This is a genomic window from Inhella proteolytica (genome assembly GCF_016093275.1).
Taxonomy (GTDB): domain Bacteria; phylum Pseudomonadota; class Gammaproteobacteria; order Burkholderiales; family Burkholderiaceae_C; genus Inhella; species Inhella proteolytica.
The window spans coordinates 104,763-128,712 of sequence record NZ_JAEDAK010000002.1; the positions used below are offsets into that span (position 1 = coordinate 104,763).

The following is a 23,950-nucleotide window of genomic DNA, read 5'->3' on the forward strand; positions in this document are numbered from 1 at the left end:
TAATGGAATGGTGGGTCACCCTGCCCGCCGAAGTCACCAGGAGATTGCATGGCCACCGCCGCGCCCGAAGCTGCCGCCCCTGCCGCCGGCAGCAAGAAGAAGCTGATCATGATCATCGTGATCGGGCTGGTGGTCGTGCTCGTCGGTGCGGCCGCGGCCCTGCTGCTGCTCAAGAAGAAGCACACCGCCGCGGAAGAGGATGGTGCCGAGGAAGACATCACCGCCCAGGTGGAAAAGGCCAAGCCCAAGGCCAAGTCGGGCACGCCGCCGGTCTACCTGCCGGTCGAACCCTTCACCGTCAACCTGACGGACAAGGAAGTGGACCGCTACGCCCAGGTCGCCGTCAGCCTGGAGGTGGTGGATCAGAAGACCGCCGACGAGCTCAAGAACTACATGCCCAGCATCCGCTCGGGCGTGCTGATGGTGCTGGCGCACAAGAGCGCGGCCGACTTGCTGACCAAGGAAGGCAAGGAGCGGCTGCAGAAGGAAATCCAGCGCGAAGCGCTGCGCCCCCTGGGCATCGAGGTGGAGCTCGAAGAGGAAGCCCCGCCCGACGAAGAGACCGACACGCCGAAGAAAAAGAAGAAGAAAAAGAAGAAGGCCGAACCCAATCTGCCGGTGACGAACGTGCTGTTCTCGCAGTTCATCGTGCAGTGAACAGGAGCTGATATGAACCAGCAGATCCTGTCGCAAGACGAAGTCGACGCACTCCTCCAGGGCATCACCGGCGAAAGCCAGAAGCTCGAGGAAGAGGAAGTCGCGGAAGGTGGCATACGTGAGTACAACCTCGCGAGCCAGGAACGCATCGTGCGTGGGCGCATGCCCACGATGGAAATCATCAACGAGCGCTTCGCCCGCAACATCCGCGTCGGCCTGTTCAACTTCATCCGCAAGAGCCCGGAAGTCGCCATCGGCGGTATCAAGGTGCAGAAGTACAGCCACTTTCTGCGCGAGATCGTCGTCCCGACGAACTTCAACATCATGTCGGTCAAGCCGCTGCGCGGCAACGGCCTGATCGTTTGCGACCCGACCCTGGTGTTCGCCGTCATCGACTCCCTGTTCGGCGGCGTCGGCAAGTTCCACGCACGCATCGAGGGCCGTGATTTTTCCCCAACCGAGCAGCGCGTCATCACGCGCCTGGTGGAAGTGATCTGCGCCGAGTACCACAAGGCCTGGCGCGGCATCTACCCGCTGGAGCTGGAATACCAACGCAGCGAGATGCAGCCGCAGTTCGCCACCATCGCCACGCCGAGCGAGATCGTCGTGTCCAGCAGCTTCACGCTGGAAGTGGGCGAGACCACCGGCACGATCTACTTCTGCATCCCCTACTCCACGCTGGAGCCGATCCGCGACGTGCTCTACAGCACCACGCAGGGCGACTCCTCCGAACCCGACCGGCGCTGGATCAACCTGCTGAAGACGCAGATCCAGGCCGCCGAGGTGGAACTGGTGGCGGAGCTGGGCACCGCCCCGGCCACCATCGAGCAGCTGCTCGCGCTGAAACCCGGCGATTTCATCGAACTGGACCTGGAGCCCATGATCAAGGCCAAGGTCGATGGGGTACCGGTGTTCGACTGCCAGTACGGCACCAGCAACAACCGCTACGCGATCAAGATCCACGAAATGCTGACCGGGTCCACCCAATCCTGGTTGGGAGCACGCCATGACACCTGACGATCCTTCAACTGGCGGCGACGACCAGGACGCCCTGGCGGCCGAATGGGCTGCGGCCCTGGCGGAGGCAGGGGGCGGCGGCGCGGCCGTGGCCGAAGAGGTGCAGACGCCGGCCGAGCAGGTGGCGCCAGCGGCCTTCAACAACTTTGCGCCCACCTCGCTGCCCAGCACCGGCAACGACATCAACATGATCCTGGACATCCCGGTCCAGCTGACGGTTGAACTGGGCCGCACGCGCATCCCGATCAAGAACATCCTGCAGCTGGCTCAAGGATCCGTGGTGGAGCTGGACGCACTGGCCGGCGAGCCGATGGACGTGCTGGTGAACGGCTATCTGATCGCCCAGGGCGAGGTGGTGGTGGTGAACGACAAGTTCGGCATCCGCCTGACCGACATCGTCACCCCCAGCGAACGCATGCGCCGGCTGTCCAAGGCCTGAGTTCCGCGCAAACGCCCGATCAACGGGCGCTTCCCTCCCCATTCCCGGCGATTGCGGGCCTCCAGGCCCGCGAAGAATCGCCGACATGGGTTCTTCCTCTTTCGTTCCGGCGCTGTGGTTCCTGGCCGTCCTGGCCCTGATCCCGCTCGCGCTCTGGCTGCTCAAGCGCTCGCCGCTGCAGGGCCTGAACGCCCAGGGCGGCGTGCGCGTGGTGGGCAGCACCTTTCTGGGCCCGAACCAGCGCCTGATCACCGTGGCGCTGGGCGAGGGCGAGGCACGCCGCCACCTGCTGCTGGGCGTGACGGCCCAGAACATCCAGTTCCTGCAGGAGCTGCAGCCGGGTGAGTGCCCGGCCGCGGTGGCCGCCCCGGCCCCCAGCTTTGCTGCCCTGCTGGCGCGCGCACGCCTGCCCAAGTCATGAAGCGCGGCCTGTTCGTGCTGGGCGCCCTGCTGGCCAGCGGCCTGGCGCTGGCCCAGACCGCCACGCCGGGCGGCAATCTGCCGCTGCTCGTCGGCCAGGGGGCCGGCAGCACCAGCTACTCGGTCCCCATCCAGACCCTGCTGTTCTTCACCGCCCTGGGCTTCCTGCCCGCGGTGATCCTGATGATGACGGGCTTCACCCGCATCGCCATCGTGCTATCGCTGATGCGTCAGGCCCTGGGCACGCAGAGTGCGCCGCCCAATCAGGTCATCATCGGTCTGTCGCTGTTCCTGACCTTCTTCGTCATGAGCCCGACGCTGGACCGCGTCTACAACGAGGCCTGGCTGCCCTACTCCACCGGCCAGATCGCCTTCCCGGAGGCGCTCGACAAGGCACAAGCGCCGATGCGCGGCTTCATGCTCAAGCAGACCCGCCAGAGCGACCTGGCGCTGTTCTCGCGCCTGGGCAAGGTGGATCCGTCCATCAAGCCCGAGCAGGTGCCGTTCTCGGTGCTGGTGCCGGCCTTCGTGACGAGCGAGCTCAAGACCGCCTTTCAGATTGGCTTCCTGATCTTCATCCCCTTCCTGGTGATCGACATGATCGTCGCCAGCGTGCTGATGAGCCTGGGGATGATGATGCTGTCGCCGGTGCTGGTGGCCCTGCCCTTCAAGCTGATGCTCTTCGTGCTGGCCGATGGCTGGAACCTGCTGATCGGCTCGCTGGCCGCCTCCTTCAACACCTAGCGGAGCCGCCATGGATGCCCAACAAGTCTTCACCGTCGGCCAGCAGGCGCTGTGGATGCTGATGATCGTGGCCGCGCCGATCCTGATCGTGGTGCTGGTGGTCGGCGTCGTCATCTCGGTGCTGCAGGCGGCCACGCAGATCAACGAGGCCACGCTCTCTTTCGTGCCCAAGATGCTGGCCGCCATTGCCACGCTGGCCATCGCCGGGCCCTGGATGCTGAGCACGCTGGTGGAGTACATCCAGCGCGTGCTGCAGTCCATTCCAACGGCCATCGGGTAGTCAGGTGATCAGCTTCAGCGAAGCCCAGATCCTGGCCTGGCTGAATCCGCTGCTCTGGCCCTTCCTGCGTTGTCTGGCGCTGTTCGCCGGCATGCCGCTGTTCAGCCAGCGCAATGTGCCCATGCCGGTGCGCGTGGGTCTGGCGCTGTTCTTCGCCGTGGCCTCGCAAGCCGCCCTGCCGCCCATGCCGGTGCTGCCTCTGGACAGCCCGCCGCTGCTGGTGCTGCTGATCGCGCAGCAGCTGCTGATCGGCCTGGCCATGGGCTTTGCCGTGCGCCTGGTGTTCGCGGCGCTGGAGTTCGCCGGGGAAATCGTCGGCCTGCAGATGGGCCTGAACTTCGCCGGCTTCTTCGACCCCGCCACCGGCATGCAGGGCACGGCCACGGCGCGCTTCTTCGGCACCCTGGTGGCCTTCCTGTTCATCGCCACCAATGGCCATCTGCTGCTGATCCAGGCACTGGCGCAGAGCTTTCACGCCTTTCCGGTCGGTACCGAACCCTTCGCCTTCTTGCGCGCCACCGCGCCGCAGGCCTGGGGGGCGGAAATCTTCCGCGCCGGGCTGTGGATCGCGCTGCCGGTGGTGGCCCTGCTGCTGTTCGTCAATCTGGCGCTGGGCGTGGTGTCGCGCGTGGCGCCGCAGATCCATGTGTTCGCGGTGGGTTTTCCGCTCACGGTCAGCATCGGTCTGCTGGGTCTTGTGGCCACGCTGCCGCTGATGCAGGTGCCGCTGGAGACCACGCTGGCGCGCCTGCTGGCGGGCTTTACCTGACCTCGCGCGCGAGCTTGAGCATCTGGCTGGACAGCGCCAGGCCGCGGCGGCGTGCCTCGGTCTGGTTGATGCTGAAGGCCAGGCCCTGCGGCTCGGTCAGCAGGGCGATGCTGGCGCCGGCGCGCAGCGACTCGGGCGCCAGGCCCACCACCAGCACCGGGGCCTCCCCCAGGCCCTCCACCCAACGGCGCAGGCTGGCCGGCTCGCTCTGGCCCAGCACCAGCACCTGGCAGTGCTGGGCGGCATCGCGCGGGCTCTCCACCTCGCGGTAGCGCAGCGGCGCCGTGCCACGGCTGCGCACGCTGAGCTGGCGCAGCGCCTGCTCGGCCGCCCCCAGTTGCACGCCGCACAGCGTCAGCCCGCCCTGGGGTGGGTTCGGCCATTCGGTGAACTGGGAAAAGCGGTAGACGAAGGCGGCGCGCAGGCGCGCTTCCTCGGGCAGCTCGATCTGCGCCACGGCCGGCAGGGCCAGGGCCAGGCAGAGCAGCAGGGCCGGTTTCATGGCCCGAAGCGCCAGTCGAAGCCGAGCCAGACCACCCGGCCCTCGTGCTCGGAAGGCGGCCCGCCGGACACACCCGGTGCATCCCAGTAGCGCCGCCCGGCCAGGTTGCGCAGGCCCAGGAAGACCTCGCCGCCCTGCGGGTGCTCCCACTGCAGATGGGCGTGCAGCAGCGCGTGGCCGGGCAGGCTGTAGGCCTCGGCCTGGCGGCGCTGCACCGCGCTGCCGTGCAGGGCCAGGCGCCAGCCCGCACCCAGCGGGTGCCAGGCGCGCCAGCCCGCCAGGCCGTGCGGGCTGTTGCTCAGTTCGCTCCCACTGGCATAGCGGCTGCGCTGCAGCGCCAGCCACAGTTGGGCGCTGCCGCCCTGGCCCCAGCGGCCGTCCAGCTGGGCCTCCAGCCCCTTGCTGCGCACGGGTTCGCTGGCGCTGTAGAAGCTGGCCTCGGGGCCGGCGTCGATGAGGTTGCGGATGCGCCCCACATAGGCCACCAGGCGGTAGCGCCAACGCGGGCTCAGCGGCGCGTCCCAGGCCGCCTCCAGGCTGCGGATGCGCTCGGGTGGCGGCACCGGGATGTCCTGGAACTCGTTGGTCAGGATTTCGCTGCGGTTCGGCGCCCGGAAGGCATTGCCCAGGCTGAGCTTGAACTGCCGGCCCTGTTCGTCCGCCGCGCTGTAGGCCAGGCGCGGGCTGAGGCGGCTGCCCTGGCCGCGCACGGCGTCGTGCCGCAGGCCCAGCAGCAGGTGCTGGCGCGGCGCCAGCGTCCAGCTGTCCTGCACGAACAGGCCGATGCGGCGGCTGCGCCGGTCTACCCCCTCGTCCTCCTGGCCGGCGATGAAGTAGCGGATGCGCTGCTGGCGGTCGCGCTGCACCTCGGCGCCCAGCATCAGCTCGTGGCGCTCACCCAGCGGGCCGGCGGCACGGGCCTCCAGCAGGTCCCAACGGCCGCGCGTCTCGTACAGGAACACGCCGCGGCGCCCGCTGGCGCTGACGAAGGGCTCGTCGTTGCGGTAGACCAGCAGCTGCTTGGCGCCGGCCAGCTGCAGCTGCCAGCCCGCGCCCAGATCGCCCTCCCAGCTGGCATGGCCGTAGTGGATGCGGGTGCGGTCCAGGCCCTGGCCCAGCTCGCCGTCATCGTCGGACGGGTTCAGTGGGGTGGGCAGGCCGTGCACGCGGTCCACCGTGCCGACGCGCAGCATCAGGCCGCGGTACAGGCCATAGAGGTTGAAGCGCTCGGCACGGTCCCAGTTGAGCTCGCGCGCGGCGCTGCTGCGCTTGAGCGGATCGGGGTCGGGCACGGTCAAGGGCAGGCGCTGGCCCCACCAGCGGCTGAAAGCCAGGCCCCATTCATTGCCACTTTCCAGCCGCTGCGCCCAGCTGGCGCTGGCGGTGCGGTTGAGCTGCTCGCCCAGCGTGGCGCGCACGCGCAGGCCGCGCGCCTGGTTGGCGCGCTGGGTGATGACGTTGAGCACGCCCAGAAAGGCGTTATTGCCATAGAGCGCCGAGCCCGAGCCGGGCGTGAACTCGACGCGCTCGATCTGGCTGACCTCGACGAGGAAGTCCTGGTCGATCTGGCCGGCGTCGTAGATGTTCTCGTTCAGGCGCAGGCCGTCGAGCAGGAAGAGCACGCGCGAGTTCAGGTCGCCCGGCCGGCCCAGGCCGCGCACGCCCACCTGGGTGAACAGCCCGTCTTCGCTGAGGTAGACGCCGGGGAAGAGCTGCAGGATGTCGGCCAGGCTGCGCAGGCCCAGGCGCTGGATGTCCTGGCGCGTCACCACATGGGTGACGCCGGGCGCGGCGGAGCCGCTCTGGGCCAGGCGCGCGGCGGTGCTGACGCCGAGCTCGGCGCTGGGCCGGTCCAGCTCCTGGCGCAGCAGCTCCTCCAGCGTGGGTTCGGCCGCCGCGGCGCCGGCCGCCAGCATCAGCAGGGCGGGCAGCAGCGTTTTCATGGCGTGGCGATGCGGTAGCAGTTCTTGCCAGCCGCCTTGGCGGCGTACATGGCGGCGTCGGCCTGGCGCAGCAGGGCCGCGGCCTCCTGGCCATGCTGGGGTGCGATGGCACCGCCGATGCTCGCACCCAGTGGCATGGCTTGGCCGCGCACCTGCAGCGGCGCGCTCACGGCCGCAATCAGCCGCCCGGCCAGCTGCTCCAGCGTGGCCGCGCTGTGCAGCGGCGCCACCAGCAGCGCGAACTCGTCGCCGCCCAGGCGGAACAGGGTGTCCTGATCCCGCAGCACGCTGGAGAGGCGCTGCGTGGCCTCGATCAGCACCTCGTCGCCCGCCGCATGACCCAGCTGGTCGTTGATGGCCTTGAAATGGTCCAGGTCAATGAACAGCAGGCCCAGGGCCTGCAGGCCGTGCTGCACCTCGATCACCTGGCGCTCCAGCTCAATGTCGAAGGAGAGCCGGTTGGGCAGGCCAGTCAGGTGGTCGCGGTGCGCCAGTTGGCGCAGCGCCAGACCGTCCTGCCGCTGCTGCTGCAGCTGCTGGTGCAGGTCCTGGTGCCAGACCTGAATGCGGCGCAGCATCTCGTTCACCTGGCCGGCCAGCCGCCCTACCTCGTCACCATGCACCACGGCGGCACGCAGGCCGTAGTCCTGCGTCGTGGCCACGCGCTCGGTCAGCTCGGCCAGCGCCACCAGCGGCGCCAGCGCACGCCGCTGCACCCAGCGCAGGGCCAGCGCCGCCAGCAGCAGGGCCAGCAACAGCAAGGCCAGGCCGCCGAGCCAGATGCGCGCCATCATGGCCTCCAGCCCGGCCTGGGCCTCGCGCCAATGCAGGGCGCCGATCGGCTCGTTCTGCAGCACGATGGGTACGCGCAACTCGAAGGCCTGGCCGAAGCCGGGCAGCCGCGCCAGCGTCGCCACCTGGGCGCGCGAGCGCCAGTGCGCGAAGCTGCGGCCCTGGACGTCAAGCAGCTGCAGCTCGCGCAGGTCGGCACGCCGCCCAGCCACCTCGTCAAGCTGGATCTGCGCCGCGCGCGGGTCCTGGAAGGCGAGCATGGGCGCGAGGTTCTGCGCCAGCAGGGTGGCGGCCGCACCGGCCGCCTCGCGCTGCTGGGCCCGCGCCGTGTAGTAGGCCATGCCTTGCACGAGCACGAAGCTCAGGAACAGGGTCAGGGCCAGCACCCCGACATTCAGACGCGTCAGCCGCTGAACCAGCGAGCCGCGCCCGAGCCGGGGGTTGGCAGTCATCCCTGCACGAGGCCTTGCCGGATCGCGTACACCGTCAGCTCGGAGTTGTTGGTGAGGCCGAGCTTTTCCAGCACGCGGGCACGGTAGACGCTGACGGTCTTGGGGCTGAGCAGCAGCTCCTCGGCGATGTCCGACAGGCGCCGGCCGGAGGCGATCATGACCAGCGTCTGCAGCTCGCGATCGGAGAGCTTGTGGTGAGCCTGCTCGGGCTGCGGCGCGGTCAGGTTCTCCACCAGCATCTGGGCGATCTCGGGCGTCACGTACTTGCGCCCCTGCGCCACCATGCGCACGGCCTGCACCAGCTCGGCCGGGTCGCCGCCCTTGTTCACGTAGCCGAAGGCGCCGGCGCGCAGGCTGCGAATGGCGTACTGCTCCTCGGGGTACATCGAGACCACCAGGGTGCGCGGCGCATCGGCGTCGTCCTTCAGCACATGCAACACGTCCAGGCCGCTGCGCCCGGGCAGGTTGATGTCGAGCAGCAGCACATCCGGCCGCGGGCCGGTGCGCAGGGCCTCGCGCAGGCTGCCGTAATCGCCCACCTCGCCCACCACCTCGATGTCGCCGGCGTCGATCAGGGTGTCGCGCATGCCGCGCCGGATCAGCGCGTGGTCGTCGCAGAGCAGCACGCGGATCATGCGCCCTCCCCCAGCCAGGCGGCGTCGCTCGGGTGGCCGGGCTCCCAGCGCCCGTCCAGCGGGATCGACAGCACCAGGTGCACGCCGCGCCCGGGCCGGGTGCTCAGATCCACCCAACCGCCCACGCTGGCGGCGCGCTCCTGCAGGCCGCGCAGGCCGAAGCGGCCGGGCTTGTCCACCTCGTTCGCCTCCATGCCGCGGCCGTCATCGTGCACCTCCACACCGAGCACGCCGGACGCGCACTGCAGCTCCAGCTGCACCTGGCTGGCCTGTGCATGCTTGGCCACGTTGTGCAGGGCCTCCTGCACGAAGCGGTAGGCCACCAGGGCCAGCGCCTCGGGCAGTTCAAGTTCCTGATCCAGGCCTGCGCACAACACCGTCAGCCCATGGCGACGCTCGAAATCCTGCACCAGCCATTGCAGCGCCGCCGCCAGCCCCTCCTGCAGGATGGGCGGGCGCAGGTTCTCCATCAGGCGACGGCTGGCCTCGATCGCCGCGTTCAAGGTCTCGATGGCGCGCTCGGTCCGTTCGCGCAAGGGGGCATCCTCGAGATGACGCTGCAGCCAGCCGAGCTCGTACTTCAGCGCCGTCAGTCCGCTGCCCACATCGTCATGCAGCTCGCGCGCCAGCGCCGCGCGCTCGGCCTCGATGTGCTGCTGCAGATGCGCGGTCAGCTCCTGCAGGCGGCGCGTCGATTCGCGCAGCGCCGCGTCGGCGGCCCGGCGCGAGCGCTCGGCCTCGGCCGCCTTGACGGCCTGTTGCAAGGCCGGGCCCAGGCGCGCCAGGCGGCTCTTGAGCAAGTAGTCCGATGCCCCTTCGCGCATGGCCGCCACGGCCACGTCTTCGCCGATCTCGCCCGACACCAGCACGAAGGGCAAGACGCGCCCGCTGGCGCGCAGATGGCGCAGCATGTCCAGGCCGCTGTGCTCGGGCAGCTGGTAGTCGCACACCACCGCGTCCCAGTCCTGGTCGAGCGCGGCGGCGAAGTCCGCCAGGGTCTCGACCCGCGTCCACTCGGCCGGCAGCCCTGCCTGCCGCACCAGGGCCTGCATGCGCAGGTGATCGACCTCGGAATCTTCGACATGCAGGACCCGCAACACCGGCGTCGAGGCCGGGGGCGAAGGCGGCGCCAAGGGGCTTGCGGCAGGGGCGTTTGCCAGGGTTTCCAACATGCGACCGAGTATGCCGCGGCCCTCAGGCGTGCCAAGCGCACACTCCCCTGTGGGGGAAGCACCATCAAAAGGGATTACCCTAGGCGCACTGGACGCAGCGAGCGAACGCCTTCGATTAGGCTAATCGCCATCAGCAGCTCGGCTGCGCCACCCAACGCGCCACTGGAGGCCTCATGCAGGGAAACGAACCGACTGACGCACCGCTGGACGCGGAAGTGGTTGGATCGCCCGCCGAGGAAGCCCGCTTCACCCTGCTCGCCGCCGCCGAGATCCAGGATCACCTGATGTCGGTCACCAACGATCTGGAGCGTCTGCAACGCCTGCTCGACGACGCCGGTGAGGCCCTGTCGGTGAACTTCTTCGGCGCTTCGGCCGAAGTGCAATCGCTGGCCCAACGCGTGAACGGCGGTGGCGCGCTGACGCCCGGCGAGTTTGCCGAGGCCCTGCAGTTCATCGCCGGGGCCATCACGGCGCTGCAGTTCCAGGACATGTCCACCCAGCTGATCGCCCACACCAGCCAACGCCTGCGCGCCTGCGCCGACAAGCTGGCGCGCGAGGCCTTCGGCAGCGACGACGAGGACGGCGATGCCTTGGTGATCGAGGCCCCCAACCGGCCCAACCCCGTGACGCAGGACGAAGTCGATGCCGGCTCCGTCGAGTTGTTTTAACCCTGATTTGTAGAAAACCGGAGAGCAGACGATGCACTCGATCCTTGCGGTGGACGATTCCGCCTCGATGCGCCAGATGGTGGCGTTCACCCTGAAGAACGCGGGCTTCAACGTCGTCGAAGCCGTGGACGGCCAGGATGCATGGGAGAAGGCGACCCAACGCGATTTCGACCTGGTGCTCACCGACCAGAACATGCCCCGCATGGATGGCATCTCGCTGACCAAAAAGCTGCGCGAGAACCCCAAGTTCAAGAGCACGCCGATCCTGATCCTGACCACCGAGTCCAGCGACGCGATGAAGCAGGCCGGCCGCGCCGCCGGCGCCACCGGCTGGCTGGTCAAGCCCTTCGATCCGGCCAAGCTGATCGAAGTGATCGGCAAGGTCATCCGCTAAACCGAGGAGCTCCCATGGGCGAGATGACGAACGAAGGCGCCAACCTCGGCGCTGGCATCGACCTCAGCCAGTTCTACCAAGTCTTCTTCGAGGAGGCTGGTGAGAACCTCGACAACATGGAGCAGCTGCTGCTCAATGTGAACGTCGAGGCCGCCGATGACGAGGAGCTGAATGCGATCTTTCGCTGCGCGCACTCGATCAAGGGCGGGGCTGCGACTTTCGGCTTCGGCGACGTCGCCGAACTCACGCACATCATGGAGACCCTGCTGGACAAGCTGCGTCGCCATGAATTGAAGCCGACCACACAGATGGTCGACATCCTGCTGCAGTCGGGCGATGCATTGCGCGGCCTGCTGGCGCGCCATGCCGGTACCAGCACGGAACAGGTCGAGAGCGAAGGCCTGGTGGCCAGCATCCGCACCCTGGTGGACGGCGGCAGCCTGGCGGACGCACCGGCCGCGGCGGCCGCGCCCAAGGCAGCCCCCGCCCCTGCGCCGAGCGCGGCACCGGCGCCCTCCTCGGCCGGCGGTCTGCGCCAGCTGGAATTGCTGGTGGGCCCGTTGGACAACCCCAATCAGGCCAACAACCTGGTCGAGCTGTTCCAGGAGATCACCGACCTGGGCACGATCGAGATGCTGGACGGCGGCCAATCCGCCGACGGCATGCGCCGCTTCAAGGTCACCACCGCCAGCAGTGACAACGACCTGCTGGATCTGTTCACTTTCCATGTGGCGCGCGAGCAGGTCAAGCTGATCCCCATGGGACCGGGCTACGGCTTCTACGAGGGCGCCCCCGGCGCCCCCAAGGAAGAGAAGAAGGAAGACCTGGGCTACGGCTTCTTCGACGACGCCCCCGGCTCACCCCAGGCCGCTGCGCCGGCCCCCGCGGCCGCGCCGGCCGAGGCCGCCAAGCCCAGTGCTGCCGTGGTGCCCACCACCAAGCCCTCGGCCGCCACGCCCCCGAAGCCCGCCGCCGCCGCGGGCGACCAGAGCACGCTGCGCGTCTCGATCGAGAAGGTCGACCAGCTGATCAACCTGGTGGGCGAGCTCGTCATCACCCAGGCCATGCTGGCGCAGAACAGCCGCAATGTGGACCCGGCGCTGTACCAGCAGCTCACCTCGGGCTTGGCCGACCTCGAGCGCAACACTCGCGACCTGCAGGAAGCGGTGATGTCGATCCGCATGATTCCGATGTCGGTGGTGTTCAACCGCTTCCCGCGCATGCTGCGCGACCTCGCCGCCAAGCTGGGCAAGAAGGTCGAGCTGGTGACACAGGGTGAAGCCACCGAGCTGGACAAGAGCTTGGTCGAGAAGATCACTGACCCGCTCACCCACCTGGTGCGCAACAGCTGCGACCACGGCATTGAGCCGCCGGCCGACCGCGTCGCCAAGGGCAAGCCCGAGCACGGCACCATCACCCTGGTGGCCAGCCATCAGGGCGGCAGCATCGTCATCGAGGTGCGCGACGACGGCCGCGGCCTGAACCGCGAGAAGCTGATCCGCAAGGCGCAGGAAAAGGGCATCGAGGCGCACGAGGGCATGAGCGACTCGGAGGTCTGGAACCTGATCTTCGCGCCCGGTTTCTCCACCGCCGACCAGGTCACCGACGTCTCCGGCCGCGGCGTCGGCATGGACGTGGTGAAGAAGAACATCACCAGCCTGGGCGGCACGGTCGAGATCGACTCCGCCGAGGGCTATGGCATGAAGGTCTCGGTGCGTCTGCCGCTGACCCTGGCCATCATGGACGGCATGAGCGTGGGCGTCGGTGACGAGGTCTACATTCTGCCGCTGTCTTCGGTGGTCGAGAGCTTCCAAGTCAAGTCCGACACCATCAAGACGGTGGCCGGCTCGGGCCGCGTGGTCGAGGTGCGCGACGAGTTCATGCCGGTGATCGAACTCGAGAAGGTGTTCGACGTGCCGCGCTTCGACTTCGAGCATGTCTCCACCATCATGGTGGTGGTCGAGGCCGAGGGCGGCCGCGTGGCCCTGCTGGTGGATGAATTGCTGGGCCAGCAGCAGGTCGTGGTGAAGAACCTCGAAGCCAACTACCGCAAGGTCAACGACGTCTCGGGCGCCACCATCATGGGCGACGGCCGGGTGGCGCTGATCCTGGACATCGGCAGCCTGGTCCGCAAATCACGTCATTGACAACTCCCCCAGAGAGAAGCCATGGAACTCGTTCAAGCGTCCAGCAATGCCATCGTCCCCAGCGCATCGGCGCGTATGGCGGCCACGGGTGAATACCTGACCTTCCGTCTCGGCACCGAGGAGTACGGCATCGACATCCTCAAGGTGCAGGAAATCCGCTCCTACGAGCAGCCGACCCGCATCGCCAATGCGCCCGACTTCATCAAGGGCGTGGTGAACCTGCGCGGCGTCATCGTGCCCATCGTCGACCTGCGCGTGAAGCTCGGTTGCGCCAGTGCCGAGGTCAATGCCTTCACGGTGGTCATCGTGCTGAATGTGCGCAACCGCGTGGTCGGCGCGGTGGTCGACTCGGTGTCGGACGTGCTGGAACTCAGCCGCGACCAGATCCGCCAGGCGCCCGAAATGACGGCCGCCGCCGTGAACACCAGCTACATCACCGGCATTGCCACGGTGGCTGAGCGCATGCTGATCCTGATGGACATCGAGGGCCTGATGAGCAGCGCTGACATGGGCCTGATGGAGTCGATCACCCAATAACAACAACCTGGGGTGCGTGGCCCGTGGCTGTGGTGGGCACCCCTCCACATAACTACAAAGGCAACGCATGTTTTCTGGACAGGCTTCACTCGCCCGGCGCGTCACCCTGATCGGCGCCGTCGCCCTGGCGGCCGTGCTCTTCGCCACCAGCCTGCTGCTGAGCTTTCTGCTTTGGCGCAATGCCAGTCAATCGGTAGAGAGCTGGGCAGGAGACAAAGCGCAGTCCATTTCCGACTCCATCAGCGCCATGGACGCCACCGCCAAGGTGCTGGTGCAGCGCAGCTTCGGCGCCTTCCGCCAGGACTTTGGCCCCTCGTTCACCTTGGATGAAGCCACCGGCGAACTGCGCGACTGGGGCCCCAAGCTCAACGAGAACTTCACCGCCGTCGACAAGTTCGCCAACACCACCGGCGGTGTGGCCACGGTGTTCGCGCGCCAGGGCGACGATTTCCTGCGCATCACCACCTCGGTGAAGAAGCCCGACGGCAGCCGTGCCATGGGCACGCTGCTGGGCAAGCAGCATCCCGCCCATGCGCTGATGATGGCCGGCAAATCCTGGGCCGGCCGTGCCGTGCTGTTCGGCCGCCCGTACATGACGTACTACGAGCCGGTCAAGTCCGACGACGGCAAGATCATCGGCATCCTCTTCGTCGGCTTCGATCTGGACGTGTTCCAGGCGGCGCTGGACAAGATGATCAAGGAGACTCGCTTCTTCGAGTCTGGTGGCGCCTTCACGGTGGACATGGCTACGGGCCCCAGCGAGGCCGTGTTTGCCGCACACCCCAGCGCCAAGGGTAAGAAGGTGGTGGACGTGGCGCCCGGTCTGGAGAAACAGCTTTCGGAGATGCTCACGGCCAAGCAGAACAGCGCCCTGCTGTCCGACATCCCGGACGCGCTCAGCAGTGGCGGTTCGGGCTACTTCGGCGCCGCCTACCGGGACGAAAAGACCGGCCTGATCACCATCGCCCAAGTGAAGCGCAGCGAGGCCATGGCCGGGCATTGGCGCACCCTTGCTGCGTTCTGGGCCCTGCTGGTCGTGGCTACGCTGGCGTTGATGTTTGGGCTGTTCTGGCTGATGAACAAGTGGGTGGCACAGCCAATGGCCAAGCTTTCGGGTGCCATGAAAGCGATCGCCGCAGGTGACTTGTCGCAGTCCGTGGACAGCAGCCGCCAGGACGAGATCGGCCAACTGATCCGCGACGCCGAATCGATGCGCGCCAAGCTGGCCGAGATGATTTCCACCGTGCGCAGCTCGGTCGACTCGATCGGCACGGCCAGCAGCGAGATTGCCAGCGGCAACCAGGACCTGAGCCACCGCACCGAGCAGACGGCCTCGAACCTGCAGATCGCCGCCTCGTCGATGGAGGAATTCACCGGCACGGTGCGCCAGACGGCCGACTCGGCCCGCACCGCCAACCAGTTGGTGGCCTCGACCTCGGCGGCGGCGGCCAAGGGAGGTCAGGTGGTCTCGCAGGTCGTGAGCACGATGGACGAGATCCACACCAGCTCACGCAAGATCAACGACATCATCGGCGTCATCGACGGCATCGCCTTCCAGACCAACATCCTGGCCCTGAACGCGGCCGTGGAAGCGGCCCGTGCCGGCGAGCAGGGCCGCGGCTTTGCCGTGGTGGCGGGCGAGGTGCGCTCCCTGGCCGGCCGCAGTGCCGAAGCGGCCAAGGAGATCAAGAGCCTGATCGGCGCCAGCGTCGAACGCGTCGAGGCCGGTTCGCGCCTGGTGCAGGACGCCGGCACGGCCATGAACGAGATCGTGTCCGGCGTGCAGCGCGTCTCCGACATCATTGGCGAGATTGCCGCCGCTGCCGGCGAGCAGAGCGATGGCATCGGCCAGGTCAATGATTCCGTGGTGCAGCTCGATCAGGCCACGCAGCAGAACGCCGCGCTGGTCGAGCAATCGGCGGCCGCCGCTGAAAGCCTGCGCGATCAGGCCCAGCGCCTGGTCGAGGCCGTGGCGGTGTTCCGCACGGCGCAAGACTCCGGTCGCGGCTACAGCGCGGCCGCGGCACCCAAGGCCGTGAGCAGCCCACCGCCCAAGCCCGCGGCGCGCAGCGCCACTCCGGTCAGCCGCACTCCGGCGCCCCTCAAAACCAAGCCTCCGGCACCCCGGCCCGCGCCCACCCCGCCGCCCGCCAGCCGCCCGGCCCCTGCGCCGGCCAATGACGGCGATTGGGAAACCTTCTGAACGGCACACCGGAGCGCTCGCCCATGTTGAAGACGATCAAGCAAAGACTGATTGCGCTGTGCAGCGGCGTGGTGCTGCTGGCCCTGCTGGTGGCCACCGCCGCCAGCTACTTCGACACGCGCGCCCATGTACGCGCCCAAGCCAACGCGCAGCTGGCCGAGGTGGCACGGGGCCAGGCACAGTCCATCGCCGGCTGGATGGGCTTTCAAGGCGCCATCCTGCAGTCGCTGCGTCCGGCGGTGGCCCTGGAAAACCCGCGCGTGCCGCTGGCCCAGGCGGCCCTCTCAGGCGGGCTGGACATGGCGTACATCGGCCACGCCGACAAGCGCATGCTGCAAAGCAAGGACCAGCAACTGCCGGACGGCTATGACCCCACCGGGCGGCCTTGGTACAAGCTGGCCTCAGGCAGCGATGCCGTGGTGCTGACCGAGCCTTATCTGGACGCCAGCACCCAGCTGTCGGTCGTCACCTTCGCCCTGGCGGTGAAGGAAGCCGGCAGCGTCAAGGCCGTGGTGGCCAGCGACGTCTACCTCACCGGTGTCGTCAACATCCTGAAGGCCATCAAGCCCACCCCCTCGGGCTTTGCCTTCCTGGTGGCGGCAGATGGTCGGGTGATGGCCCATGCCAATGCCAAGTACGTGCTCAAGCCCGCCACCGAGCTCTCGCCCGCGCTGACCCCCGCCGCCATCAAGGCCCTGGGGAGCGACAAGTCGGACTGGCTGGAGACCCGCATCGGCGAGCAATCGGTGCTGCTGCGTGCCGCGCCCGTGGCAGGCTCGGACTGGTCGCTGATCGTCGTCAGCGATGCCGGCGAGGCGCTGGCTGCGCTGAGCTCGCTGCTGAGCAAGGCGGTGATGGTCACCGTGCTGATGGTCGGCCTGGCCGCCGCGCTGATCACGGGCGTGGTGTCGGCGCTGACCGCCGGCCTCAAGCGCGTGCAGGATGCCATGAACGAGATCAGCGCTGGCGGTGGCGACTTGACGCGCCGGCTGCCGGCGCTGGGCGAGGATGAAGTGGCCGGCATCGCCCGCGCCTTCAACGACTTCGCCGAGAAGCTGCAAGGCATCCTGCGCGATGTGCACCAGGCCACCGGCTCGATCAGCGTGGCCTCCAGCGAGATCGCCTCGGGCGCGCAGGACCTCTCGCAGCGCACCGAGCAGACGGCCTCGAACCTGCAGCAGGCCACCTCCTCGATGGACGCGCTCACTGCCGCGGTGCGCCATACCGCGGATGCCGCCACCACCGCCAACCAGCTCGCCAGCTCGGCCTCCGGGGCCGCTACCAAGGGCGGTGAGGTGGTGGGTCAGGTCGTCAACACCATGGACGAGATCAGCGCCAGCTCGCGCAAGATCAGCGACATCATCGGCGTCATCGACGGCATCGCCTTCCAGACCAACATCTTGGCCCTGAACGCCGCCGTGGAAGCGGCGCGGGCCGGCGAGCAGGGCCGCGGCTTTGCCGTGGTGGCCGGCGAAGTGCGCACCCTGGCCGGGCGCAGCGCCGAGGCGGCCAAGGAGATCAAGAGCCTAATCAGCGCCAGTGTGGAACGCGTTGAGGCCGGTTCGCGCCTGGTGCAGGAGGCCGGCGAGTCGATGGGCGAGATCGTGGCGGGCGTGCAGCGCGTTTCCGACATCATTGGCGAGATCTCCGCAGCCGCGGGCGAACAGAGCCAGGGCATCGGCGGCGTCAACGTCACCATGGGTCAGCTCGATCAGGCCACGCAGCAGAACGCCGCCCTGGTCGAGGAATCGGCCGCGGCGGCCGAGAGCCTGCGCGACCAGGCGCATCGCCTCTCCGAGATCATCTCGGTCTTCAAGGTCGGCGAAATCGACGCCCCGGCGCGCTCGGGTGGCATGGGCCATCGGCCCGCCAGCGCGGTGCGTCCGGCCGCTGCGCCCAGCCTGGCCGGTGCAAGCAGCAAGCCCGCACCGGCAGCCAAGGCCAGCAGCGCCGCCAAGCCAGCCGCGCGGCCGGTCCCGCCCAAGCCGGCCCCCACCCCGGCCCCAGCCCCTGCGGCGGGCGACGGCGAGTGGGAATCGTTCTAAGCACCGTCACGAACCCACACAAGGCCGCCCCTGGGGCGGCCTTTTTGCTGCCCGGGCGCCCTACTCCTGCGTGGCGGAGCGCAGCGTCTGCACCACCGGGCGGCGCAGCACGCCGCGCAGGCCCCAGTAGCCGGCGGCACCGGCCAGCAGGGCGCCGGCCAGGGCCGTGCCCAGCGGCACCCAGGGCTGCGGGCGCCAGCTGAACTCGAACACCTGCACCGCGAGCAGCGCCCCGATCCCCAGCGCCAGGCCGCCGGCCAGCACACCGGAGAGCAGCCCGAGGCCCAGCAGCTCGGCGCGCTGCACGCGCGCCAGCAGCGCGCCACTGGCTCCCAGGGCGCGCATCAGCGCCACATCGCGCAGCCGTGCCTCGCGGGTAGCCGTCAGTGCGCCCACCAGCACCACCAGGCCGGCCGCCAGCGTGAACAGGAACAGCAGCTGCACCGCATTGGCCACCTGCTCCAGCACCCCTTGCACCTGGCTGATCTGCGCCGAGACATCGATCAGCGTGGCGTTCGGAAAGCGCGCGGCGAGCTGGCGGTCCAGGGTCTTGTCGGCAGGGGCGCGGTAGGTGGCGATCCAGGTGCTCGGGAGCTCGGGCTGCTGCGAGGCCTGTGGGTCCTGGCTGCGCTGGAAGATGACGAAGAAGTTGACGCGCATCGACGACCAGTCCACCTGGCGGCGCTGCGTCACCGCCAGTTCGTGGCGCTGCCCGGCCACCTCGAAGGTCAGGCGGTCTCCGAGCTTCAGGCCGAGCTCTTTCATCAGGCCGTCTTCCACGCTCAGGCCCTCGCCCCAGCGGCCCTCCAGCACCTGGTTGTGCGCCGGCATGGCGCTCATGTGGCTGAGGTTGAACTCGCGCTCCACCAAACGGCGCGCCCGGTCGCTGCCGAGCTTGAGCTCGTGCACGGCCTGGCCGTTGATGGCGATTAGGCGGCCGCGGAACATCGGGTACCAATCCAGCGGATGCACGCCGGCCGCCGCCAGTTGGGCCTTGAAGGGCTCGGCCTGGTCGGGTTGCAGGTTGACGACGAAGCGGTCCGGCCCCTTGGCCGGGGTGGCCAGGCGCCAGCTCTCCAGCAGATCGGTGCGCAGCAGCACCAGCAGGGCCAGGGCCAGCAGGCCCAGGCCCAGGGCCGCCACCTGCGCCACCGCCAGGGCAGGGCGCGCCGCCACCTGGCGCGTGGCCAGGCGCAGCCAGGGCGGCGCGGCCGGGCCGACGGCCACGCGGCGCAGCAGCAGCAGGGCCAGGCCGGCCAGCAGCGCCAGCAGGGCAGCAGCCAGCACGAAGCCGCCGATGGTCAGTGCACCCAGCGTGGCGTCTCCGGCTGCCAGGGCCAGCACCGCCATCCAGGCGGCCAGGCCCGCCACGCCCACCAGGGCGGCCAGCGGGTTCAGCTTGGCCCCCAGCTCCCGGCGCAACACGCGCAGCGGGCTGATCTGGGCCAGGCGCAGCACCGGCGGCAGGCCGAAGGCCAGCAGCAGGCTCAGGCCCAGGCCGGCGGCCAGGGCAAAGGGCTGCAAGCCGGGCCCGGGCAGTTCCACCGGCACCAGGCCCTGCAGCAAAACCAGCAGCAGCGCCTGCACGCCCAGGCCCAGCAGGCCGCCGAGCAGGGTGGCGGCCACGCCCACCACCAGCAGCTCGATCGCATAGCTGCCGGCGATGCGCGCGCTGCTCAGGCCCAGCACGCGCAGCAGCGCGCATTCGTCGACATGGCGGTTGGCGAAGTCGCGCGCCGCCAGGGCCACGCCCACCGCGGCCAGCAGCGAGGCCAGCAGCGCCACCAGACTGAGGAAACGCGTGCCACGCTCCAGGGTCTGGCGAAGCTCGGGCCGGCCGCCCTCCAGGGTCTCGATGCGCGCGCCTCGCCACTCCCCTTTGTTGATGCGGGTGTTCAGCTGCTCACGCCATTGGGCCAATGACTTGCTTTGCTGCGGCGTGGCCACCAGGGCCAGGCGGTAGCCCACGCGGCTGGCGGGCTGCACCAGCTCGGTGGCGGCCAGATCGGCCTGGGCCAGCAGCACGCGCGGCGCAAAGGCCAGGAAGCCGGCGCCGCGGTCGGGTTCGGTTTCGATCACGGCGCCGAGCTTGAGCCGGGCCTCGCCCAGCCAGAGCGAGTCGCCCAGGCGCAGCTGCAGCGCGTCCAGCACCGCGCGGTCCACCCAGACCTCGCCGGCCGGCGGCGCCCCGGCCAGACGTCCGCCCTCCAGGCGCACGCGGCCGCGCAGCGGGTAGTTCGGTGCCACGGCCTTGACGGCCACGAGGCGGCTGGCGCCGCCCTGGGCGTCGTCGGCGCGCGCCATGCTTGGAAAGCTCGCGGATTCGGACGCCTCGAAACCCTGCGCCCGTGCCTGCTCGCGCACCCAGGCCGGGGCGGGCTGGTCGCTCGTGAGCACCAGATCGCCACCGATCAGCTGCGCGGCATCGCGCAGCAGGCCTTGTTCCAGCCGGTTGACGAGCAGGCTCACGGCCGTCACCGCGGCCACGGCCAGGCAGACGCCGATCAGCAGCAGGCGCAGTTCACCGGCACGGGCATCGCGCCAAAGGCGCTTGAAGGCCAGGCGCAGAAGGGATGGGGATTGCATGGGCGGATTGTGGGAGTTCCGCCCCCGCCCTTCCTAAGGTGACAGGCAATAGCCCGCCGCCAGCGTCCGGAAGGCTTCCAGCTGCGGGTCCACCCCGGTTTCTTCACGCAGGATGGCCGCCACCGCTTCGGCCACCTGCAGGGCCGCGCGCGCGTCCAGGAAGAGCAGCCGCACGCGCCGCGCCAGCAGGTCCTCGACCGTACGGGCGTATTCCTGGCGGGCGGCAAAGCGCACCATGGCCTCGCTCAGGTCCGGCGCCAGCCAGCGGTCCGCGCCGGGCAGGGCCTGCACTTGCGCTGCCTCGCTGCCGTAGCGCGCCAGGCCCTGCGGCTGGCGCAGGCTGGCGCCGGCCTGGGCCCCGACGAGCGGCCAGTCGCGCGTGCGCCCGCCCGGCCGCGCGGGCAGCAGGCCGCTGTCCATGCAGACCTCCAGCACCTCTTCGGCCATGGCGCGGTAGGTTGTCCACTTGCCGCCGGTGACGGACACCAGCCCGCTCTCGCGCCGCTCGATGTGGTGCTCGCGGCTGATGCCCCCGGTGCCGCCACTGCCCTCCCCACTGGGCCGGGCCAGCGGGCGCAGACCGACCCAGCAACTGCGCACATCGGCACGGCGCGGCGCCCGCGCCAGGTAGCGGCCGGCCTCGCCGAGGATGAAGTCCAGCTCGGATTCGAAGGGCTGGGGCTCCAGCGGGCGGTCCGGCCGCGGCGTGTCGGTCGTGCCGAGGATGGTCTTGCCCAGCCAGGGCACGGCGAACAGCACCCGGCCATCGGCGGTGCGCGGCACCAGCAACGCGCAGTCGGCGGGCAGGAACTCACGGTCCACCACCAGGTGCACGCCCTGGCTGACGGTGACCAGGGGCTCCGGCGCCGGGCCTTGCTGGCCGTCGCGGGCGCGCAGATCGTCCACCCAGACCCCGGTGGCGTTGACGACGCAGGGGGCACGCAGCTCCAGGCGCTGGCCGGTCTCGGCATCCAGCGCCACCACGCCGGCCACGCGGCCGCCCGTGAAGCGCAGCCCTTCGACGGCGCAATGGTTCAGCACCCGAGCGCCCGCGGCCTCGGCGCTGCGTGCCAGCGCCAGCGCGAGCCGCGCGTCGTCGAACTGGGCGTCCCAGTACTGCACGCCACCTGTCAGGCCTTGCGGGTTCACACCCGGCAGCAGGGCCTGCGTGCGCGCGCGGCCCAGCCAGCGCGTGGCCCCAAGGCTGGCGCGCCCGGCCATCAGCTCGTACAGCGCCAGGCCCATCCCGTAAAAGGGCGTCTGCCACCAGGCATAGGAAGGCATGACGAAGGGCAAGGGCTGGGCCAGATGCGGTGCGTTATGCAGCAGCGTGGCGCGTTCGCGCAGCGCCTCGCGCACCAGGCCGATATGCCCCTGCGCCAGGTAGCGCACCCCGCCATGCACCAGCTTGGTGGCGCGCGAGCTGGTGCCCTTGGCGAAATCCTCGGCCTCCAGCAACGCCACGCGCAGGCCGCGCACGGCGCCATCCAGCGCCACGCCCAGGCCGGTGGCGCCCCCGCCCACGACGATCAGGTCCAAGGGCGGATCGGCCGCCAACTCGCTCAGGGTCTGGGCACGGCTGCGTGGCGCGGCGTTCATCGGAAGCGACATGGCTGCCAAGGTTAATCGCTTAACATGCGCGCCTTCCAAGCGGGCGTCGTTCAATGGCAGGACCTGAGCTTCCCAAGCTCAAGACGTGGGTTCGATTCCCATCGCCCGCTCCAAACGCAAAGGGGTCCCACCGGGACCCCTTGGCGTTTGGAGTGAGCACTTGGGATGAGCCCCCACCGGTTCGCTCAAGGACAGGCCGGGGGCCTGTCCTTGGACGGTGCGCAGCACCGGGCCTGAGCCCCGCGAAGGCCGAGGAATCGCCTCAAGCGATTCCGAGCATTCCCAGCGCCCGCCGCACGCCCCGGTCCAAAGGCGATTTCAGCCAGCCACCACCGGCATCCTCATCAGATGATCGAAGGCCCCCAACGCCGCCTTCGCCCCATCCCCCGCCGCAATCACGATCTGCTTGAAGGGCACCGTCGTGCAATCCCCCGCCGCGAACACGCCCGGCACCGAGGTGGCGCCCTTGGCATCCACCACGATCTCGCCAAAGCGGCTCAGCTCCACGGTGCCACGCAGCCACTCCGTGTTGGGCACCAGGCCGATCTGCACGAACACACCCTCCAGCTCGATGTGCTGGGACTGGCCGCTGGCCCGCTCCAGGTAGCTCAGGCCATTGAGCTTGCCCTCGGCGCCGGTGAACTCGGTGGTCTGCACATTCGTCAGGATGCGCACGTTCGGCAGGCTCTTGAGCTTGTTGACCAGCACGGCATCGGCGCGCAGCTGCTCGGCGAATTCCAGCAGCGTCACCTCGGCCACGATACCGGCCAGGTCGATGGCGGCCTCGACGCCCGAGTTGCCACCACCGATCACCGCCACGCGCTTGCCTTTGAACAGCGGGCCGTCGCAATGCGGGCAGTAGGCCACGCCCTTGTTCTTGTATTCCTGCTCGCCCGGCACGTTGACATTGCGCCAGCGCGCGCCGGTGGAGAGGATCACCGTCTTGCTCTTCAGCGTGGCGCCGTTGGCCAGCTTCACTTCGATGAGCCCGCCCGGCTCGGCGGCCGGAATCAGCGCATCAGCGCGCTGCAGGTTCATGATGTCCACGTCATAGGCCTTGACGTGGGCTTCGAGCGCCGCGGCGAACTTCGGGCCATCGGTTTCCAGCACCGAGATGTAGTTCTCGATCGCCAGCGTGTCGTTGACCTGCCCGCCGAAGCGCTCGGCCGCCACGCCGGTGCGGATGCCCTTGCGCGCCGCATACACGGCCGCGGCCGCGCCGGCCGGGCCGCCGCCGACGATCAGCATGTCGTAGGGCGCCTTGGCATCCAGCTTGGCGGCGTCGCGCGCAGCGGCGCCGGTGTCGAGCTTGGCGACGATCTCCTCCAGGCTCATGCGGCCGGAGCCGAACTCCTGGCCGTTCAGGAAGACCATGGGCACGGCCATGACCTCGCGCGCCTTCACTTCGTCCTGGAACAGCGCGCCGTCGATCACCACCGTCTGCACGCGCGGGTTCAGCACCGCCATCAGGCTGAGCGCCTGCACCACGTCCGGGCAGTTGTGGCAGCTCAGGGACATGAACACTTCGAAGCGGTAGTCGCCGCTCAAGCTCCGCACCTGCTCGATCAGTTCCGGCTCGACCTTGGGCGGGTGGCCGCCCACCCACAGCAGGGCCAGCACCAGGGAGGTGAATTCGTGGCCGAGCGGGATGGCGGCAAAGCGCAGGTCCATCGCCGTGCCGGTGCGCTGCAGGCTGAAGGAGGGGCGGCGGGCGTCCTGGCCGTCGGAGCGCAGGCTGATCTTGTCGGACATCGCCTCGATGTCCTGCAGCAGCGCCAGCAGTTGCTGGGAGCTGTCCGAGTCGTCGAGCGAGGCGACGATCTCGAAGGGTTCCTTGACGCGCTCCAGGTAAGCCTGGAGCTGGGTCTTCAGGGTGCTGTCCAACATGCTCGGTCTCCTCAGAAAAGGTGTGGCGAAGCCAGCCACTCTGAAAGGAC

At 69.2% G+C, this 23,950-nt stretch carries 21 protein-coding genes and 1 tRNA gene; 14 read left to right on the top strand and 8 right to left on the bottom strand.

Annotation, left to right across the window (positions count from 1 at the left end; translation table 11 throughout):
- Positions 1-48 precede the first annotated feature (48 nt).
- From I7X39_RS03100 to fliR, 7 genes are all read left to right on the top strand, one after another.
- On the top strand, positions 49-657 hold the full coding sequence (locus tag I7X39_RS03100) for a flagellar basal body-associated FliL family protein (protein WP_198109508.1): 609 nt from the start codon (positions 49-51) through the stop codon (positions 655-657).
- Between the two features lie 12 nt (positions 658-669).
- Positions 670-1,674, top strand: a complete 1,005-nt coding sequence (gene fliM / locus I7X39_RS03105; protein ID WP_198109509.1) for a flagellar motor switch protein FliM — start codon at positions 670-672, stop codon at positions 1,672-1,674.
- Entirely contained in the window at positions 1,664-2,113 is a 450-nt protein-coding gene (fliN, locus tag I7X39_RS03110; RefSeq protein WP_198109510.1) for a flagellar motor switch protein FliN, read from the top strand. The genes fliM and fliN overlap by 11 nt, the downstream gene beginning before the upstream one ends.
- Before the next feature lie 85 nt (positions 2,114-2,198).
- Entirely contained in the window at positions 2,199-2,534 is a 336-nt protein-coding gene (locus tag I7X39_RS03115; RefSeq protein ID WP_198109511.1) for a FliO/MopB family protein, read from the top strand.
- Positions 2,531-3,277: a flagellar type III secretion system pore protein FliP gene (gene fliP / locus I7X39_RS03120; protein WP_198109512.1), complete on the top strand. Its 747-nt coding sequence runs from the start codon at positions 2,531-2,533 to the stop codon at positions 3,275-3,277. The genes I7X39_RS03115 and fliP overlap by 4 nt, the downstream gene beginning before the upstream one ends.
- 10 nt (positions 3,278-3,287) lie before the next feature.
- Positions 3,288-3,557: a flagellar biosynthesis protein FliQ gene (gene fliQ / locus I7X39_RS03125; RefSeq protein ID WP_198109513.1), complete on the top strand. Its 270-nt coding sequence runs from the start codon at positions 3,288-3,290 to the stop codon at positions 3,555-3,557.
- A 4-nt stretch (positions 3,558-3,561) separates the two neighbouring features.
- On the top strand, positions 3,562-4,326 hold the full coding sequence (gene fliR / locus I7X39_RS03130) for a flagellar biosynthetic protein FliR (protein WP_198109514.1): 765 nt from the start codon (positions 3,562-3,564) through the stop codon (positions 4,324-4,326).
- On the opposite strand, the gene I7X39_RS03135 is transcribed toward fliR, so the two are convergent.
- Genes I7X39_RS03135 through I7X39_RS03155 form a run of 5 tightly spaced genes read right to left on the bottom strand, consistent with a single transcriptional unit; the run spans position 4,319 to position 9,750 of the window.
- Positions 4,319-4,828 (bottom strand): YfiR family protein, encoded by a 510-nt coding sequence (locus I7X39_RS03135; protein WP_198109515.1) that lies wholly within the window; start codon positions 4,826-4,828, stop codon positions 4,319-4,321. The two genes, fliR and I7X39_RS03135, sit on opposite strands and share 8 nt — an antisense overlap.
- A complete protein-coding gene (locus I7X39_RS03140) occupies positions 4,825-6,771 on the bottom strand; it encodes a TonB-dependent receptor (protein ID WP_198109516.1) in 1,947 nt (648 codons plus the stop codon). The genes I7X39_RS03135 and I7X39_RS03140 overlap by 4 nt, the downstream gene beginning before the upstream one ends.
- Positions 6,768-8,015: a sensor domain-containing diguanylate cyclase gene (locus I7X39_RS03145; protein ID WP_198109517.1), complete on the bottom strand. Its 1,248-nt coding sequence runs from the start codon at positions 8,013-8,015 to the stop codon at positions 6,768-6,770. The genes I7X39_RS03140 and I7X39_RS03145 overlap by 4 nt, the downstream gene beginning before the upstream one ends.
- Complete coding sequence (locus I7X39_RS03150; protein WP_198109518.1) at positions 8,012-8,650, bottom strand: response regulator; 639 nt, start codon at positions 8,648-8,650, stop codon at positions 8,012-8,014. The genes I7X39_RS03145 and I7X39_RS03150 overlap by 4 nt, the downstream gene beginning before the upstream one ends.
- The gene (locus I7X39_RS03155; RefSeq protein WP_310739842.1) at positions 8,647-9,750 is read right to left on the bottom strand and encodes a hybrid sensor histidine kinase/response regulator; all 1,104 of its coding nucleotides are present in this window, start codon (positions 9,748-9,750) and stop codon (positions 8,647-8,649) included. The genes I7X39_RS03150 and I7X39_RS03155 overlap by 4 nt, the downstream gene beginning before the upstream one ends.
- Before the next feature lie 245 nt (positions 9,751-9,995).
- Between I7X39_RS03155 and I7X39_RS03160 the strand changes: the two genes are divergently transcribed.
- The 6 genes from I7X39_RS03160 (at position 9,996) to I7X39_RS23590 (ending at position 17,816) form a co-directional block, all read left to right on the top strand.
- Positions 9,996-10,490, top strand: coding sequence for a hypothetical protein (locus tag I7X39_RS03160; protein ID WP_232351681.1), 495 nt, complete (start codon positions 9,996-9,998; stop codon positions 10,488-10,490).
- Positions 10,491-10,521: 31 nt separating this feature from the next.
- Positions 10,522-10,884 carry a response regulator gene (locus I7X39_RS03165; protein ID WP_198109520.1) on the top strand — a complete coding sequence of 121 codons (363 nt, stop codon included), beginning with the start codon at positions 10,522-10,524 and terminating at the stop codon, positions 10,882-10,884.
- 14 nt (positions 10,885-10,898) lie between these two features.
- Positions 10,899-13,031 carry a chemotaxis protein CheA gene (locus I7X39_RS03170; protein ID WP_198109521.1) on the top strand — a complete coding sequence of 711 codons (2,133 nt, stop codon included), beginning with the start codon at positions 10,899-10,901 and terminating at the stop codon, positions 13,029-13,031.
- A gap of 21 nt (positions 13,032-13,052) precedes the next feature.
- Positions 13,053-13,568: a chemotaxis protein CheW gene (locus I7X39_RS03175; RefSeq protein ID WP_198109522.1), complete on the top strand. Its 516-nt coding sequence runs from the start codon at positions 13,053-13,055 to the stop codon at positions 13,566-13,568.
- 67 nt (positions 13,569-13,635) lie between these two features.
- Complete coding sequence (locus I7X39_RS03180) at positions 13,636-15,771, top strand: methyl-accepting chemotaxis protein (protein ID WP_198109523.1); 2,136 nt, start codon at positions 13,636-13,638, stop codon at positions 15,769-15,771.
- 23 nt (positions 15,772-15,794) lie between these two features.
- Positions 15,795-17,816 carry a methyl-accepting chemotaxis protein gene (locus I7X39_RS23590; protein WP_198109524.1) on the top strand — a complete coding sequence of 674 codons (2,022 nt, stop codon included), beginning with the start codon at positions 15,795-15,797 and terminating at the stop codon, positions 17,814-17,816.
- Positions 17,817-17,876: 60 nt separating this feature from the next.
- Here I7X39_RS23590 and I7X39_RS03190 read toward each other — a convergent pair whose 3' ends face one another.
- Together I7X39_RS03190 and I7X39_RS03195 are read right to left on the bottom strand one after the other, a co-directional pair.
- On the bottom strand, positions 17,877-20,402 hold the full coding sequence (locus I7X39_RS03190; RefSeq protein ID WP_198109525.1) for an ABC transporter permease: 2,526 nt from the start codon (positions 20,400-20,402) through the stop codon (positions 17,877-17,879).
- A 33-nt stretch (positions 20,403-20,435) separates the two neighbouring features.
- Positions 20,436-22,013 carry a glycerol-3-phosphate dehydrogenase/oxidase gene (locus I7X39_RS03195; protein WP_198109526.1) on the bottom strand — a complete coding sequence of 526 codons (1,578 nt, stop codon included), beginning with the start codon at positions 22,011-22,013 and terminating at the stop codon, positions 20,436-20,438.
- 39 nt (positions 22,014-22,052) lie between these two features.
- On the opposite strand from I7X39_RS03195, the gene I7X39_RS03200 reads away from it, so the two are divergent.
- Positions 22,053-22,126, top strand: a tRNA-Gly gene (locus I7X39_RS03200).
- A gap of 205 nt (positions 22,127-22,331) precedes the next feature.
- Here I7X39_RS03200 and ahpF read toward each other — a convergent pair.
- Positions 22,332-23,900, bottom strand: coding sequence for an alkyl hydroperoxide reductase subunit F (gene ahpF, locus I7X39_RS03205; protein WP_198109527.1), 1,569 nt, complete (start codon positions 23,898-23,900; stop codon positions 22,332-22,334).
- Between the last annotated feature and the right edge of the window lie 50 nt (positions 23,901-23,950).